The sequence below is a fragment of the Pseudobacteroides sp. genome (assembly GCF_036567765.1).
Lineage (GTDB): Bacteria > Bacillota > Clostridia > Acetivibrionales > DSM-2933 > Pseudobacteroides.
This window is the reverse complement of record NZ_DATCTU010000079.1, coordinates 36,770-54,103: the sequence shown is the minus strand read 5'-3', so window position 1 is coordinate 54,103 and position 17,334 is coordinate 36,770. Positions and strand designations below refer to the sequence as shown.

At 34.9% G+C, this 17,334-nt stretch carries 12 protein-coding genes and 1 pseudogene; 6 read left to right on the top strand and 7 right to left on the bottom strand.

Annotation, left to right across the window (positions count from 1 at the left end):
* From VIO64_RS11530 to VIO64_RS11515, 4 genes and pseudogenes are all read right to left on the bottom strand, one after another.
* Positions 1 to 321 (bottom strand): annotated as a pseudogene (locus VIO64_RS11530) (hypothetical protein); the annotation flags it as partial.
* 113 nt (positions 322 to 434) lie between these two features.
* Positions 435 to 2,771, bottom strand: coding sequence for a putative bifunctional diguanylate cyclase/phosphodiesterase (locus VIO64_RS11525; protein WP_331918278.1), 2,337 nt, complete (start codon positions 2,769 to 2,771; stop codon positions 435 to 437).
* A 168-nt stretch (positions 2,772 to 2,939) separates the two neighbouring features.
* Positions 2,940 to 3,296 carry a YmaF family protein gene (locus VIO64_RS11520; protein ID WP_331918276.1) on the bottom strand — a complete coding sequence of 119 codons (357 nt, stop codon included), beginning with the start codon at positions 3,294 to 3,296 and terminating at the stop codon, positions 2,940 to 2,942.
* Positions 3,297 to 3,538: 242 nt separating this feature from the next.
* Positions 3,539 to 4,804 (bottom strand): Nramp family divalent metal transporter, encoded by a 1,266-nt coding sequence (locus tag VIO64_RS11515; protein WP_331918274.1) that lies wholly within the window; start codon positions 4,802 to 4,804, stop codon positions 3,539 to 3,541.
* A gap of 391 nt (positions 4,805 to 5,195) precedes the next feature.
* On the opposite strand from VIO64_RS11515, the gene VIO64_RS11510 reads away from it, so the two are divergent.
* The 5 genes from VIO64_RS11510 to VIO64_RS11490 all read left to right on the top strand — a co-directional run bounded on the left by VIO64_RS11510 (position 5,196) and on the right by VIO64_RS11490 (position 12,077).
* Entirely contained in the window at positions 5,196 to 5,552 is a 357-nt protein-coding gene (locus VIO64_RS11510; protein ID WP_331918272.1) for a hypothetical protein, read from the top strand.
* Positions 5,553 to 5,558: 6 nt separating this feature from the next.
* Positions 5,559 to 5,783 (top strand): hypothetical protein, encoded by a 225-nt coding sequence (locus tag VIO64_RS11505; RefSeq protein WP_331918270.1) that lies wholly within the window; start codon positions 5,559 to 5,561, stop codon positions 5,781 to 5,783.
* 36 nt (positions 5,784 to 5,819) lie between these two features.
* Positions 5,820 to 7,958 (top strand): substrate-binding domain-containing protein, encoded by a 2,139-nt coding sequence (locus VIO64_RS11500; protein WP_331918268.1) that lies wholly within the window; start codon positions 5,820 to 5,822, stop codon positions 7,956 to 7,958.
* A gap of 45 nt (positions 7,959 to 8,003) precedes the next feature.
* A complete protein-coding gene (locus tag VIO64_RS11495) occupies positions 8,004 to 10,136 on the top strand; it encodes a substrate-binding domain-containing protein (RefSeq protein WP_331918266.1) in 2,133 nt (710 codons plus the stop codon).
* A 204-nt stretch (positions 10,137 to 10,340) separates the two neighbouring features.
* Entirely contained in the window at positions 10,341 to 12,077 is a 1,737-nt protein-coding gene (locus tag VIO64_RS11490) for a cellulose binding domain-containing protein (RefSeq protein WP_331918264.1), read from the top strand.
* A 29-nt stretch (positions 12,078 to 12,106) separates the two neighbouring features.
* Here VIO64_RS11490 and VIO64_RS11485 read toward each other — a convergent pair whose 3' ends face one another.
* Positions 12,107 to 13,219, bottom strand: a complete 1,113-nt coding sequence (locus tag VIO64_RS11485; protein ID WP_331918262.1) for an anti sigma factor C-terminal domain-containing protein — start codon at positions 13,217 to 13,219, stop codon at positions 12,107 to 12,109.
* The gene (locus tag VIO64_RS11480; RefSeq protein ID WP_331918260.1) at positions 13,209 to 13,709 is read right to left on the bottom strand and encodes a sigma-70 family RNA polymerase sigma factor; all 501 of its coding nucleotides are present in this window, start codon (positions 13,707 to 13,709) and stop codon (positions 13,209 to 13,211) included. The genes VIO64_RS11485 and VIO64_RS11480 overlap by 11 nt, the downstream gene beginning before the upstream one ends.
* A 265-nt stretch (positions 13,710 to 13,974) precedes the next feature.
* On the opposite strand from VIO64_RS11480, the gene VIO64_RS11475 reads away from it, so the two are divergent.
* Entirely contained in the window at positions 13,975 to 16,743 is a 2,769-nt protein-coding gene (locus VIO64_RS11475) for a glycoside hydrolase family 9 protein (protein WP_331918258.1), read from the top strand.
* Positions 16,744 to 16,940: 197 nt separating this feature from the next.
* On the opposite strand, the gene VIO64_RS11470 is transcribed toward VIO64_RS11475, so the two are convergent.
* A complete protein-coding gene (locus tag VIO64_RS11470; protein WP_331918256.1) occupies positions 16,941 to 17,222 on the bottom strand; it encodes a hypothetical protein in 282 nt (93 codons plus the stop codon).
* Between the last annotated feature and the right edge of the window lie 112 nt (positions 17,223 to 17,334).

Here is a 17,334-nt window from a genome sequence, read left to right as displayed (position 1 = left end):
TGCTATTCCAAAAGGAAGTGCAATAAATACCGGTTTGTCTCCCCGTGTATTTTTATATGAGTCCCAAATAGCAAACATATAAATACAAGGGTAAAACAAGAACCACTGGTAATTTATTTTCTCTACTGCCAATTCAGTATTACCATAAAAACTGTCTATTAGTGCTAAATTAATTTGAGATTGAGAATTAATTAGAAATTCTAATAATATTAGTAATATTCCTTTTAAAACTTGCTTGTTTAAAATTTGCCCAAACCCAGGAAAAGCAATGCTCCAAATTAATATTTCCAAAATTTCTGACTTGTTTCTTAATTGATTCATAATCACCTTTTGCTTAATGATATTTTATTTGTCCATTACAAAACTAACCCTTTTATATTATTTCTTGTTAATAATGTATATATTCATTGCCATAATGAGTAATTTTATATCACTTAATTACCTGATATAGCTGCATGGCAGAAAGACTTTTCAAATTCTGAAGCTGGAACCGGGCGTCCGAATATATATCCTTGTATTTCATCACATTGAAGGTCAATCAGAAGTCTCGACTGTTCCTCATATTCAACGCCTTCTGCAATGGTTTTTATACCCATAGCTTTAGCCATCATGACAATAGCTTTAACAATCTGTGCATCTCCATTGCTAGTTGAAATATTATCAACCAATGGTTTTGCTATTTTCAGCCTATCTATGGAAAATCTTTTTATATAGCTTAGTGAAGAATAACCTGTGCCAAAATCGTCAATGGAGATTGAAACTCCAAGTTCTGTCAGGGCGGCGAAAACTTCCTGTACCGTTAACTCGCCCTTCATGGCTATGCTTTCGGTAATTTCTATATCCAGCCATTCAGGCTTGGCTTTATACTTGCTTATCAGGTCTTTCAGGAAATCTACAAAGTCTGGTGAATCAAATTGCTTCGGTGAAATATTGATTCCAACCTTCAAATCCATGTTGTTACTGGTATTCCATAGTGAAATCTGGTGTACAGCTTCTTTCATTACCCATTTTCCCAGCGGTACTATTATCCCAATTTCTTCAGCAATAGGGATGAACTCGCTTGGGGAAATACTGCCATACTCACGTGAGCTCCAACGGAGCAGTGCTTCAGCACCTATCAGTTTGTTTTCAGGAATTCTTATTTGGGGCTGGTAATAGAGTTCAAACTCGTTATCAAAATTTGCATTTTTTAATAACAGCTCAAGCTTGTTTTTTCTTCGTATTTTAGTTTCCAGGGCAGAGTTGAAAAAGGAGAATTGGTTATATCCCTGATATTTGGAATGATACATTGCAATATCAGCATTTTTCATAAGAGTGCTACGTTCGAGTGCATCGGCAGGATATAGGGTTATTCCGATGCTTAATGTAATGTTGAACTGGTAGGGCTCTAGGGTAATGGATTCGCTACAGCATCTAACAAGCTCTTCAGCCATCGTTTTGATTTCGGTATACTGATAACATCCACGAAGAGCAAATACAAATTCATCTCCACCAAGCCTAGCAAGTAAGCCGTTAGAAGAGTTCCAACGAGAAAGCCTGCCTGCAATTTCTTTTAAAACCTTATCTCCAATATCATGGCCACAAGAGTCATTAATCGCTTTAAACCTGTCCAAATCCATGAAGAAGAGTACAACAGATTCATTTGAATCAATATCCCTTAGCATTTGATCAAGTGAATCCAAAAAATATCGTCTGTTAAAGAGGCCTGTTATAGTGTCTTGCCGTGACAAGATTTCCAGACTTTTATTAACCTCAATCAATTCTTTTATGTGCTCAGCAATTTTTTCTTCTAAAGATGTATTTAATTTCTTTTCACGAAGAAGTAATTGTTCATTTCTTATTGTGTATTGAACATAGCTGCTAAAAACCTGATAAAGCACTATAATGCCTCCAAGTATGACGACTTCTAAATTACCGAGTTTATTAACAAAGATCAGCACCATTACTAAGGAGAGAAGTATAATACCTTTATTACTGGTTCCCGTATTCTCCTGTTTTTTAAAATTTGAAGCATCATGACAATCCCTTTCTTTACAACATAGTTCTTGTAAACCTCCATTAGCTATAATCAGTAAAGAAGCCATGTATACAAAATCCACTAATGAGTTGGGAACATACTGATTGTTAAAAATTTGATTAATATAAAACAAGTCAGCTGCTGTAAACATAAACACTCCGGCTATGACTAATCGTATATAGCCGGAAACATTACCCACACGAATGGAACTAAACCATATTCCAATACAGCAGCCTGCAAATAAATCACATAGTATTGCTGTAAATGATGTTAATTTGGTTGCACTTATAATAAAAAGCATTTCAAATCGCTTTTGAAAAAAAAGAATCCAGGTTATTGTTAACCCTGTAACTGTAATAGCTAAAACATCAAGAACCAACTGCACCTTATTCCATTTGTGCCACTGGGACATAAAAAATGCACCTGTTCCAATTGCAATAAAAATATTTGGTAACAGGTATAGGTACATTAGTAAATCCATACTTTCAGGATTAAGTGACAATATTTCCTCGCAAATAGCCCAAACAATATCTGCAGTAGCCCAGCTTAAACATGCTAAGCTTACAAACAGCCAGCAAAATTCCATTTGCTTTGATTTCAAACAGGCGGCAAGAAGAATTAAAAACGCAAAAATTGCTCCAAAAGGAGATAAGACGTTGCCCCAGAAGTCTGATTGGTTTGCTACAGCTATAAAATATACAATAAAATAGATACCTAAGGTTATTTGTATAAATAAATATGTTCGTCTTATCATATCACCATACCTTATACACAAGTTTTCCTCTGTACTCTGTATATAGTTCGTCAATTTCATTATAAAACTTAATTAAATTTAAAAGTTATTTCATAATTCGAATTTATTATTACAAAAAGATGCTACCAAAAGCCTCACGGCTCTTAAATAGCATCAAAAAAATTCAGACTAATCAGTTATAGGACTTGGACCTATTAAAGTTGCAAATTCGAACTCATGCCGGTGTCCATCATTAACAGTTGTTACTGAATCTACAAAATGAATATGTTTACCATCTGGTAATCTAATATCTGAGCCAGTCCTACCCTTAATCATATGATGGTGATTTTCAAAGAAATCTGTATTACTTCGAAAATCATGAACATGTCTTCCATTGCCTATAGGAATTGCTTCACCAGTAACTCCAGCAAAACGATGGTTATGTCTATCTACACCTGCTTCTGCCAGGTGGGTGCTCCCTTCGAATTCGTGTACATGGCTTTGTTCATCCCCTGACATATTAATAACATTCATTGACGTATCCATAGTAACCTCCGTAATTTAGTTTATACATTATATTATGTAAACTGAATTATTATTGTTACTAATTGGCCTAACAATTCAATGTAAAAGTTTTGGTGGACTATGTACCTATTACTGCATTTAACAATCTTGTACACTCTGGTGGTCCGTATTCATCACCCAAAGGGAAGAGTGCAATAACAGTATTTTTAGATTCGGATTATAGTTGGTGTAAGGATATTTCATCCATACCTGTAAGGTCGTTCCTATATAAAACTCTTAAACAACATAATATTTAAAATTGCTAAAACACTCCCAATTGTTAGTAGAACTATATTATGCAAAATAGAATTTCTGTGCCTGCCCATAATTCTTTTTGATGATGTAAGGTAAATTTGCAAAAACACTGTTATAGGAAGTTGAATACTTAGGATCATTTGTGAATACACCAATCCTTTGAAGGGGTCGGATATTAAAAAAATTATAACTGTTGCAATTATCAAAATAAGAGATACCCCGATTTTAGTATGGGAATCCTTAATATCATATGGTTCTTTGTATAAGCCTGCAAAAATAGTTCCTCCAGCCATTCCTGCCGTTATTGTTGAGGATATTCCTGAAAAAAGCAAGGCAATACCGAAAATAATTGCCGCATTTGTCCCAAGCATTGGCTTAAGTAAGCTTTGTGCCTGGGCTAACTCGGTTACATTGGTATTGTTTTTAAAAAAGGTTGTTGCTGCCAAAATTATCATTGTGCTGTTTATTGCCCATCCTATAATCATTGAAATAATGGTATCAGTAAATTCAAATTTAAGCTGTTTTTTTATTACGGCCTCATCTTCCTTGTTCCACTGCCTGCTTTGTATGATTTCAGAATGCAGGAATAAATTATGCGGCATAACGACAGCACCTAATACTGCCATAACTATTGTCATAGAACCATGAGGTATACTGACAGTAACCCAGCTTTTTAATGCTGATGGCCAGTCTACTGTTACAATACTTATTTCATACAAAAACGAAAATCCTATTATCGAAACAAAACCTATGATTAACTTCTCCAATTTGGTATATGTATTAGAAAATAGTAAAAATATAACTACAACCAAAATTATAATTGAACCAATTCGTATGGGTATACCAAATAATAGTTCAAGGGCTATTGCACCGCCTAAAATTTCTGCCAATGCAGTGCTAATTACTGCTAAAATGCCAGTTGCCAATATAGGCCTGGCAATAGCAGGCCTTATATTTTTCATTGTTGACTCAGCAAGGCAATCTCCTGTAACTATTCCTAAATGTGCTACATTATGCTGAAGTATAATAAGCATTATCGTTGAAAGGGTCACCATCCACAACAAAGTATATCCATACTTTGAACCTGCCACAATGTTGGAGGCCCAATTTCCAGGATCAATAAACCCAACCGTTACAAGCAATCCAGGACCTAAATATTTTAATATTTCTCTTGCTCCAAAAACAGGTTTGTGACTTGATTTTCCTGTTATAACCTCTTTGAATTTCGATATCATTTAGAATCACCCATTCCAATATAACATGTTATTTATGTACCAACTTTTTTATTATTATAAATATAAATAAATATGTCAATATTATCGGAAATATGACAAATACAGCTTCAGGTGGTGAATGATTCAATGAATTTCATATGAAACAATCAGTTGATTTATAAGTAGAAAAATGGTACAATTATTTTAAAAGTTTTCTGATCATTTTCCTATCTGAGATATTTTAATTCTAATTAGTTTTTCAATATAGACAATATTTATAAAGTTTTATTTGCTTTATTTTAGCTGGGGTAAAGGTAAATCTTTATAGAATTTTATACATTTAACAATCAGTACATTGGTATATTTTACTTATTCGACAATAACATCTAAATTAAGACGTTATTGTCAAAATATGCTGTATAAAGCCCTTGGCATCAATAAAAATTTTGCTGCAGCTTATTATGAAACTGCAAATATCTATTTCAAAAAAGGATATGCCGATAAGGCAGATGAGCTGCTGAAAAAATCAATAAGCCTTAATAAAGATGATTATAGAAATTATCACTTGAAAGGAAGTATACTTTTGAAAAAAGGCAATTTTGGAGATGCCATGAGTGCCTATAGCAAGGCTATAGAATTGGAACAAGGAATTTCAAGTCTTTATTTTGACAAGTCACAGGTACAGTTTAGACTTAGCAGTCTGGATGGAGCACTTTTTAATATAAATAAAGCGTTAGAATTTGATGATTACAAAAATGCCTCTATTTAACTTGGCATGTCCATAGACTATAACCCTTATTTCGCTAGGGCTTATGCTGCAAAAGCATTTGCAGAGCAAAAGCTAAAAAATGAAACACTTTCAGATGACTATATGGATATGGCAATTAAGATTGATCCGAAAGACTACTATAACTATCTGATAAAATTGAATATATACATAAGGGGCAAGCTTATAGCTGCAGAAACATCAAGAAATAAGGCAGCAAAGCTGTATGAATAATTGTTTTCATCAAAATAAAGATAGGAGAAATAATATATGAATAAAAAGAGATGTAATATAGGTGTTGTTTCAATATATATTGAGAATTATTATTTCGGATCTTTGTTAAAGGGCATACAGAACATAATAAAACAAGAAGAAGGAAGACTTTTTATTTTTAACACATATATGCTGGATAAATTTAGGATGGATATAAAAGGTGATGAAGACTATTATACATTTTCATTCGACCATATTGACAGCTGGATCATTCTTATAGGGGTAAAAGCAGAATATGTCAATAGGATTATAAAAAGCGGAAAACCTGTTGTCTTTGTCGGACAACGTTCTTATTGTGGTAACTGTACCGCAGTGCTTGATGATAGCTATAATGGTGCAAAGCAGGCTGTTGAACATCTTCTGTCCCATGGACATAAGAGAATAGCTTATGTAGGGGCTAATAATATCTATGATATGTCTCAAAGACATGCAGCATATAAGAAAACCCTTGAGGAACATGGTTTCTATGATGAAAGTATTGTTTATGAAGTAAGCAATCCTGTGCCGAATATCGGAAAAAATGTGGCTTTAGATATGCTTAAAAATGGGATAGACTTCACAGCTATATTTGCTGCAAATGATTATTTGGCAATTGGGTTGATAGAGGGGTTAAAAGATGCCAATATTCATGTGCCTGAGGACATAGCGATTATCGGTTACGATAACTCGGATAGTGGAAAAAATAATGTGCCTGCTTTAAGCAGTATAAATCAAAATACCTTTGAAATTGGTAGGGAAGCTGTAAGAACGGTAATGAGACTTTTAAAAGGGGAGAATGTGGGAAAAGAAGTGCTTGTAATATCTGATCTTGTTATAAGAGAATCTTGCGGCTGCATATATAAAACAACTGATGATATTATAACAGTTGATGTTATAAATCAAAAAAACTATATGATAGAAAGACTTGAAGATGTATTGTACAAGAACTCGGATCTTGGAACAAGGTTTTTTGCATTGAGTATTAGTGAAATTATAAAGCTGATTCCACAAATAACTGACCAATATAGTTGGTTTTGTTTCGGCCAGTATACAGGGGATAAAGAATCTAAATATAAGATAATAACTCAAACAGTTGTCGATAATATAAGTAAAAGTAAAATTGATAAAAGCATTGAGTGCACATTGGAAAGTTTTCCTCCTTTGGAGCTTATGCCTTATCAAAATTTGGGCAAGAACGATGTAGTATTGGTGGTTCCTATATCCACAGAGAAAAAGAACATAGGTATTATGTCATATATAACTAAAATCCACGAAGAAACCACTCTCTTTGTATATGAAATGCATATGCTGATGTTTAACCTGCTTGGCATTGCTATAGACAGAAATCTTGTAATGACAGATTTGAAGGAAACATTAGATTCACTAAAGAAAACCCAGGAGCAGCTGATAGAATCAGAAAAGATGGTATCTTTGGGATGTCTGGTATCAGGTGTTGCCAATGAGATAAACAATCCTATAGGTATAGGTATTGCTGTCACATCTGAACTAAAAAGCAATATACACAAGTTAAAGGATTTATTTGAGGAAAATAGGATACCTAAGACTGCTTTACTAAATCTTCTGGAAAAAAACAATGAGTCTTCTGAAATACTTCTTTCAAATTTACAGAAAGCCTCAAACCTTATAACAAAATTCAAGCAAATTGCATTGGATAATTCTATTGATGAAACAAGGATTTTTAAAGTTAATGATTATATAAATGATGTCATTTTAAGTCTTGACCTAAACTCAAGAAATATGGATATAAAAGTTAATCTTAAGTGCCCTGAAGATCTTTACCTAATATGCAATCCTGGAGATTTTTACCGGATGCTTACAAGTCTTATTCTAAACTCAATAATTCATGGATACGATGAAGGTAGAGGCGGCGAAATTTCAATAATATTTGAAAAAACCGATAAAAGCCTTGTTATGGAATATAAGGATGATGGACGAGGAATAGAAAAGGAAATCTATGACAGGATTTTCGAGCCGTTTTTTACATTTAAAAAGGACAATGACGGTTTAGGATTGGGATTATATATAATAAACAATATTATAAAGCAAAAGCTTGGCGGAACTATAGAATGCGAAAGCGAGTATAATAAAGGGACAAGATTCATAATAAAACTTCCCCTATCATTGATTGCACAATAGAATTATTTTATTTGCATTTGGTATCTATAAAAGAAAGGGTTAATTATGGATAAAAGGCTGCGGATTGGTGTTATAACAAAATTTACTGAAGGAACATATCACGGTAATCTTATAAACGGTATTTATAACTGTGTCAAAGACATGAATGCTAAATTGTTTGTGATTAATACTTTTATGATAAGTCGTTTTTCTAATGAAATAAAGAAGGTTGAGAGCTATTATAATTTAGCTTTTGAACATGTAGACGGATGGATAGTGTTGCCTGAAGGTGCCAGCCAAAGTCATATAAATGCAATAACTGAGAAAGGCAAACCTATGGTATTTATAGGTGTTAATGATGGAGGAAAAAAAAGTACATTAATAAAGGGTGACAATATAAAAGGAGCAAAGAATGCTGTAGAACATCTTATTATGCACGGTCACAGGAAAGTTGGTTTTATAGGCTGGATGGGCAGTGACGATATGAAGGAGCGTTTTTTGGGTTATAAGGACACGCTACTTCATAACGGGATACCTTTTGATGAAAACCTTGTTTATTTTAGCCAATATGCAATGCCAAGGGATGGTAAACTGGCAATTGAGCATTGGATAAAAAATAAAATAGAGTTTACAGCAATATTTACAGGAAACGACAGCCTTGCAGTCGGTGCCCTCAAGGAACTTAACAGTCATGGGATATCGGTACCGGAAGATGTAGCAGTAATAGGTTATGACAACAGCTACTTCGCAAAAAACTGCAATCCGGGTATTACAACGATTGATCAGAATGTTTATGATCTAGGATTTACCTCTGCAAAAACATTGATTGATAAGATTAAAAACAGGGATAAAAGCGGAAAAACAGTATTTATAAAATCAGAACTGGTAATAAGAAAGTCTTGCGGATGTAAATATGCTATAGATGACAGCAAGGATATTTCAATAGAAAGTGCCAAAAAGAAAGATTCAATAATAAAGTACCTTGAGGAAGCAATATTAAAAAATTCTGATATCGGCACAAAACTGCTTACAACAGACATAAACGGTATTAAAAAACTATTTCCATTTATTGTGGATGACTATTCCTGGGAATGTATAGGATTTTGGGATGATGAAAAATCAGAGCGGGAAAGCATAGATATAAAAGCCCTGTACGATGTGTCAAAAAACCTGGAAAATTTGGACTTATCCTGTAGTCTTGATAATTTCCCGCCTTTTGATATCTTGGAAAACAAAAAATGCATGGACAATGATGATATAATTTGGATAATGCCAATCTCTTCAACAACAAGAAACTGGGGAGTAATGGCTTACGCAAGCCCGTTTAAGGAATTATCGGCACTTACAAAATATAATATTTCCGTTGTTATTAATACTCTTCTGGGCATTGCCATGGATCGTGATGTTGCAAAAACAGAACTGGAAGCTACATTGGAAACCCTTAAGCAAACACAAAAGCAATTAATCCATTCAGAAAAGATTGCTGCACTAGGTGGGCTTGTTGCAGGAGTAGCCCATGAAATCAATACTCCTGTAGGTGTCAATGTGACAGCAGCATCATATCTTAAAGATAAAAATAATGAAATAATCAAATCAATTGAGACCGGAAAGATTAAAAAAGTTGATCTAAAAAAATATATTGAAACTGCTATGGAAACAATTGAAATTCTTACAATTAACCTTGATAGGGCTTCAAACCTCTTGAAGAGTTTTACGCAAATAGCTTCAGATCAGTCAATTGTGGAAAAAAGACGATTTTTTATAAAGGATTACATAAATGAAGTATTACTAAGCTTGTACCCCAAAATAAAATCAACCAGTCACAAAATAATTGTAAATTGTGACGATAATCTGGTAATTTATGCTTCACCAGGAGGTATGTCCCAAGTTATTACGAACCTTGTTATAAATTCACTTTTCCATGGTTTTGAGAATATGAAAGCAGGTACTATTGAAATAAGTGTTACAAAAGAATTTAACGAAATTGTAATTGAATACAGCGACAATGGAAAAGGTATAAGTGAAAACGATATAAAGAAAATATATGAGCCGTTTTTTACAACTAAAAGAGGAAAAGGCGGTACCGGGTTGGGCCTAAATTTAGTTTACAATATTATAACTAATGAATATAGTGGGAATATAAAATGTAAAAGTACTCTTGGAAAAGGAACAACATTTATAATAAAAATACCTGACTAATTAAAACAAGTGAGTAGTAAAATGTTTTCAAACGCTTGATTTTATGCTATAATATAATTAAGCGATAAAGTCATGTCCAATTGCAGCATTAACAAAAACTCTCCCATTAACAAAGTATATTTCAAATGTACATTCATGTTGAAAAACTTAACATTGTTTTCTACATGCCGATTTCTGCATAAACATACGGAAGAAGGGTGAGATATGTATATTTTATGTTTTTTTAAAAAAGCATCGGGGATAGCTTCTTTGATGCTTTCGATAATATTAATTATATACAGCATTCCTGTATTTGTTAACTCTGCCGGAGCTTCTCTAAAAGTTCAGATGTATAGTAATTCAAATAAAGAATCAACTAACACAATTCAACTAAGGATTAGACTGGTAAATACCAGCGCTGCATCAATAAACCTTAACACTGTAAAAGTGAGATATTACTATACTGTAAACGGGTATATTAATCAGTCATTTAACTGTTACAGCTATAATGGTGGCAGTACATCGTATGTTACCGGCACATTCAAGCCTTTGAATACCGTAAGCTCTGAAGCAGATTGTTACTTGGAGGTAGGCTTCACCGGTTCTGTAGGTTCATTGCCTTCAGGCCAAAGCAGAGATTTGTATGTTGCAATAAATAAAAATAATTGGGAAAACTATACACAAACCGATGACTATTCATTCAATCCCGGATCAACATACATTGACTGGAATAAGACAACCGCTTACATAAATGGCAGCCTAGTCTGGGGAACCGAGCCAGCACTTACAACAGCTCTACCCGATCAGTCAATTAAACTTCAAATGTATAATATCAGTAACAACTCCAAATTTGTCAGCTTTAAAATAAATATGATCAATATTGGTGCTGGCACTATAAATTTAAAAGATGTGATAATAAACTATTATTATACTATTGACGGTGATAGTCCTCAATCATATAGCTGCTACTGGTATGAGAACGGAAACACGTCAGATGTAAAGATAACATTTACCAAAGTGCAGCCACCCCTGAGCACAGTTGATTATATAGCACATATCAATTTCACAAATGCTGGAGACAAACTTTTAAGAGGGGAGCAAAGGGAGCTTTATTGTGCCATAAACAAGAATAACTGGTCAGATTTTAATAATGCAAATGACTATTCAAGCAGTAATTCCGATGATTATGTTGACTGGGATAAGATAACATGTTCTATAGGGGATGAGCTATGTTGGGGAATTGACCCGAGTAATCCTTCTCCTACAAACACGCCGACTTCAACACCAGCACCTACAAGTACTGCAACGCCTACCAATACAGCAAAACCAACCAATACGGCAACACCTACACTATCTCCGACGCCTACAAGTACTCCAGTTGTAGTAAACGCAATGCTGCACAAGGCAATGACCAATTCAAACAGGTTCGCAGTGGGTGACAACATACCGGCTTCATTGCAAATGAAAATTAACAGAACAATCAGTTCACCTGTATTAAACATCGATATGAACTTCAAAAAGGATAGTGCGGAGCAAAACAGCGGGTTTAAGATTAAAACATTAGGCAAAAATTTTATTGATAAACAATATTTCAAAGCATATAAAAATGGTGTTCTAATCAATTCAAACAATATAATTATAGAAATATTGAGCTCTGGAAATAGCGATAACCAGAAGCTTCAAATAACAATTAACAGCAGCTTTGCTCCTAATGATATTATAAAAATAAATTACAGGGTTAAGCTGACTGCATCAAACTCCGTTTATAAATATGGCTTGAGTAGATATATAAAGGATAAAGGCTATAATACCGATGAAATATACACAGATTTTGAGCTTATCCAATGGATCGAAAATGGCAATACCGTTAGAAACCCGTACAACAAAAATACATGTACTCTTTCGGAAAAAAACAATTTTATTATGGGTATAAAAGCTGAGGACAATCTAATATTGTTTTAGGATCCTAAAATATTAATCACATTACATATTCACCAGTTCCAGAAACTCATATCTATAACAGACATTGTCCTTGCATCCAATTCTCCGGTAAGCTTTACGAGTTCGCTGGAGGGACCTGTAATGCGAAGCCCGTATATTTTTATTCCGTTTTTAAGAATATACGCGGCTTTTTCTTTTACAGAGTTGTCAATCCCATTGCTACTTAATAAAGATTTGTCTGCTATTAATAAATCCTTATTGTCATCAAGCCACTTAATTTCCTCCAGCACCGATTTCTCATACTCTTTTATCTTTCCCTCTTTTAGCTGTGAATATTGAAAGTGCCCAGGCCTTGATAATTTTCCAGGGATTCCCCATTGAAGCACCTGCTGCTTTTCAAGAGTCATATTCTGAGGCTTGACATCCTCAATACCAGCCTCAACAGCCATCCAGCATATCTCAACATCAAACCTGCCGATTAACTTTTCCACATACTCAAGGGATATTGTATTCTTCAGGGAATAGTCAACGGTAGCAACAGTTGTGTCGATATTTCTTTTCAATAAATCAGTCTGTGCTTTTACATTTCTATCCCTATCAAAATCCTGACCTTTATATAAGCCTGGGTGAACAAAATTTGCTCCTATAATAACCGGGACAGAAACTTTGCCTGTTATAGCCGACATGTTACCTATATACTCGAACTGTTCACCGTACTTTTTTCCAACTACAGACCGTGCTCCAATTTTCAGAGACACTGAAAACACACTGCCGGTACTGTTACCCCACATGTTTACCATATTTGGCTGGGAAAATTGAACAACATCCATCAATGCCCTTGACGCCTTTTCCTGTCCGACTGCTGACCTCATTTTTAGTATAGTAGCGGAAGCCCCCAGGATTAATATAAAAACAGCAATGATTATTGAGACACTTCTCAATATTTCCATATTAAATTTTGCTCTGGTCTTTTTTATGATTTTGTTCTGATTTATAATATCTTCTTGCACAAAACCAAAATTGAAACCATCGTTTATCAGTTTTATTTCACTGCTGCATTCGACACAGTTTTCCAAATGTTCTTGCATTTGGGTTTTGCTACTTTTATCAAGAATTCCTGCAAGATACTCAGGAATCTTTTCCTGTACCTCTTTACATTTCATTATTATAATCCCTCCTGTAAAGATTTTTTAGTTTCTGCCTACCACGGAACAAAATTACCTTGACATTATCAAGACTAACCCCTATGATGCTTGCAATTTCAGCATATGTAAGGTTATTATACTCCTTTAGCATTAGCACCGATCTATATGGCTCTGAAAGTCTGGATAGGCTTTTTGAAAGCATTTCCATCCGTTCGGTATGCAATGCTGAAATCTCGGGATTTATATCCCTTGAGTTGTCTATGGCATCAGGAATTTCACCATACTCGATATTTCTTTTTTTCCTAATCATATCAAGTGCAATATTTCTTGCTACTTTATAAAACCAAGCCCTGGCTGGAAGTTCGTTATAAGCTATACAATGCTTAGTAGCCCTCAAGAATGTTTCTGAAACGATATCCTCGGCTAATGCTGAATCTTTAATAAAAGACATTGCATATCTGGCTAACGGTTCCGCAAGTTCACTGTAAAGTGAAGTCAAGGCATCCACTTAGCATCACCTGCCTTCTTTATTTAAACGTTTGAATGTGATGAATGTTACATATTATAAAATATTTTTTTTAAATGTCTAGAAACACATCTCACTAATCTACACTAGAATAACAAATTTCCTTTAAATTACTCCCAGATAATGATAGAATTAATATTACTATTATACTTGTCTTTTTTACCTTTAACGATTAAAAGTGCTAAATATATTAAAAATATTAGTACTTTTAAAATAAAAAATAATTAAGAAAAGGGGAATGATAAGAATGACAAAAAAAATCTCACTGTTACTGGCGGTCATGTTGGTTATAACCATATTTGTACCTCCGGTATATTCAAACGCTGCTAACCCCTCCGAGGGTTACAGAAAACTGCTTGATGTCCAGATATTCAAAGACTCATCTGTTGGAGGCTGGACCGGAAGTGGGGCAGAAGAGATAGAGACAGTCAACAGCACTCTGCCGCTTGATACAACAGTTACATACAACAATCTTCCATCTTTAAGGCTTAATATTTCAAAGCCTGTTACATCAGGCTGGTGGGTATCCCTCCTTACAATTAGAGGTTGGAACTCCCACGACATCTCACAATATATTGAAAACGGCTATCTTGAATTTAACATAAAGGGAAAGGATGGCGGGGAAGACTTTGTAATGGGATTCAGGGATAAAGTTTATGAACGTACAACTGGCCTTGAACTTGATGCAAAAATCTCTGTCTCCAAATATGCACAAATAACCACTGACTGGCAGCATGTGAAAATACCTCTTAAAGATATTAAAGCCGCTAACAAAAATTTTGATCCTTCTTCTGTTACCTGCTTGATTATTGAGAAGGTTCATGCGAACCCATTTACAGTTTGGTTCAATGATTTGAAGATAACTTCTCCAGACAATGAGAAAGCGGCTCCTGCCATTAAAATCAACCAATTAGGGTTCATACCCGAAAGTGAAAAATATGCCCTCGTTACAGGGTTTCCTGAAGAGCTCAAAGCTGTTGAAGGCACAGAATTCCAAGTGAAGAAAGTATCAGATAATTCTGTTGCATACCAGAATAAATTAGCACTGGTTACAGATTTTGAATCTGTAGATTCGGGAGAAAAGATATTAAAGGCTGATTTTACAGAATTGAAAGTACCCGGAGAGTATTATATGACTGTTTCGGCACCTGGTATTGAAGCTTCGCCCAAATTTAGAATAGGTCAGGATATATATAAAAATCTCATAGCTGATTCAGCAAGGTACTTCTACTTCCAGCGTCAGGGTATCGAGCTTAAAGAACCTTATTCAATGGGCTATCCAAGACAGGATAAGACACCACAGGATTCAATAGCAAATTTTGCTTCTGGCAAAAAGGCTCCTATAAACATTACCAAGGGTTGGCATGATGCAGGAGATTACGGAAAATATGTAAATGCAGGGGCATCAGGACTTTCCGATCTTTTCTGGGCATATGAAATGTTCCCCTCACAGTTTAACGACAATCAGTTTAATATACCTGAAAGCGGCAACAACATACCTGATTTGCTTGATGAGTGCAGATGGGAGCTTGAATGGATGCTTAAGATGCAGGATTCAGCAAGCGGAGGATTTTATCCGAGGGTTCAATCTGATAGTGACGAAAATGTTAAACAAAGAATCATAATGGACCAGAATGGATGTACCACAGATGATACAGCTTGTGCAGCTGCTATACTGGCACAAGCATATCTCTTGTATAAGGATTTCGACCCCACGTTCGCTGCAGGGTGTCTTAGTTCAGCTAAAAAGGCATGGACATTCCTTGAAATTAATACTTCCAATATTGTGTCACCGCCCGGCCCATACAATGTAAGCAATGACAGCAGTGACAGGCTTTGGGCTGCTGCTTCACTATTCAGGGCGACATCCGATCAAAAGTATAATACATACTTTAAGAACAATTATACTAAATTCGAATCTAAGTTTACCGATTCATATGGTTATGGACATACATGGGGAGACATGTGGTTTACAGCATTTTTGTGCTATCTTAAAGCAGAATCAAAAGACTCTCAGGTAGTTGCATGGATCAATACACAGTTTGAAAGATGGATGAACAAAATCTCAACAAGATATAACAACAACCCATGGAAAAACGCCGTTGTTCCAGGCAACTACTTCTGGGGAATCAATATGCAGGTTATGAATACTCCTATGGATGCGATTATCGGGGCCAAGCTTTTAGGAAAATCAAGTGATTCGGTAAATATACTTGGATTTGGATCATTAAACTGGCTGCTTGGTACAAACCCTCTGCGTTACAGCTTTGTCTCAGGCTATGGTGAAGACTCTGCTAAAGGTGTTTACAGCAACATATACAATACCGATAATAAAGCGGGAATTCCTTCGGGCTATATGCCTGGGGGGCCTAATGCTTATGAAGGAGCAGGTCTGTCAAGGTTTGCAGCAAAATGTTATACGAAATCCACCAATGACTGGGTTGCAAATGAGCACACAGTTTATTGGAACTCCGCCTTGGTATTTATGGCAGCTTTTGCCAATAACGGCATGTCCGCAGAACAGGCAATATCAGTTTCAGGCTATGTAAAATCAAGTGTAGGATCAAAAAGCAGCGATATAAACGAAGGATTTAAGGTTGAACTAAAAAGCAGCGTATCCACATTTACTGCAACGACAGACAAAAACGGTTTCTTCAAGCTGGAAAATGTACCGGTTATAAGAGGTCTTTACAGCCTTAGTATATCTAAGCCCGGTTATCTTACAAGAAATATTAAGGATTTATTGGGCAGCAAAAATCATATTATAGGAATCGTTTCATCACCTGTTGAAATCTGGGCTGGAGATCTGCCGGCATCAGGAAATGCACAGGACGGTGCAATAAACATGATGGATGTTGTTGAAATTGCAAAAGCCTTCAATTCAGTAAAAGGTGATGCCCTATACAATTCAACTTGTGATTTTGATATGGATAACAGCATCAATATTTCAGATGTTATACAATTGGCTAAAAACTTTAGTGCAACATCGGAATCATACCCTGAAGTTAAGGTATGATTAAAAAATTACTTCCGCTTTTGAGCGGGTGTTGACCAGTTAAGTCAACACATGAGCGAAATTTATAGCAGAAGTTTTTTTGATCGTACCTATGTATAAATCATACCATAATCAAAGACCCTGAGAAAATAAATTCCCAGGGTCTTTTAACTATATGTTTTATAATCATTAATCATTTACACTTCTAATTTTGAAATTTATTTTTTGTACTCACTTGGCAGCAATACTGTTGTATAACCGCTGATCTCTGTTATAATCCAAAATTGCACATTATTACTTGATGTGTAGGAAGATAAAAGCATTTCCATAAACTCTAATGCCTGGTTATTGGCCTTTTTATCAGCATCGGATATTTCACCCCAATCACCATTTGAGTGGCGTTCTAAAGCTGTGTAAACGTCATTTTCCGGAATACTTTGTTTTACTCCCAATGTTTGAACTATTACACCAAGGTTAACTAAATTCTTGTATACTCTCATAAGTCATTCTCCTTTTTGTAACTTCAAACTCAGTGACTAGACGTTTTTCTAATCAAATCATTAAGTTTTATTGTTGACCTCTGATAATATTTACCAAGAATAACATGAGTTT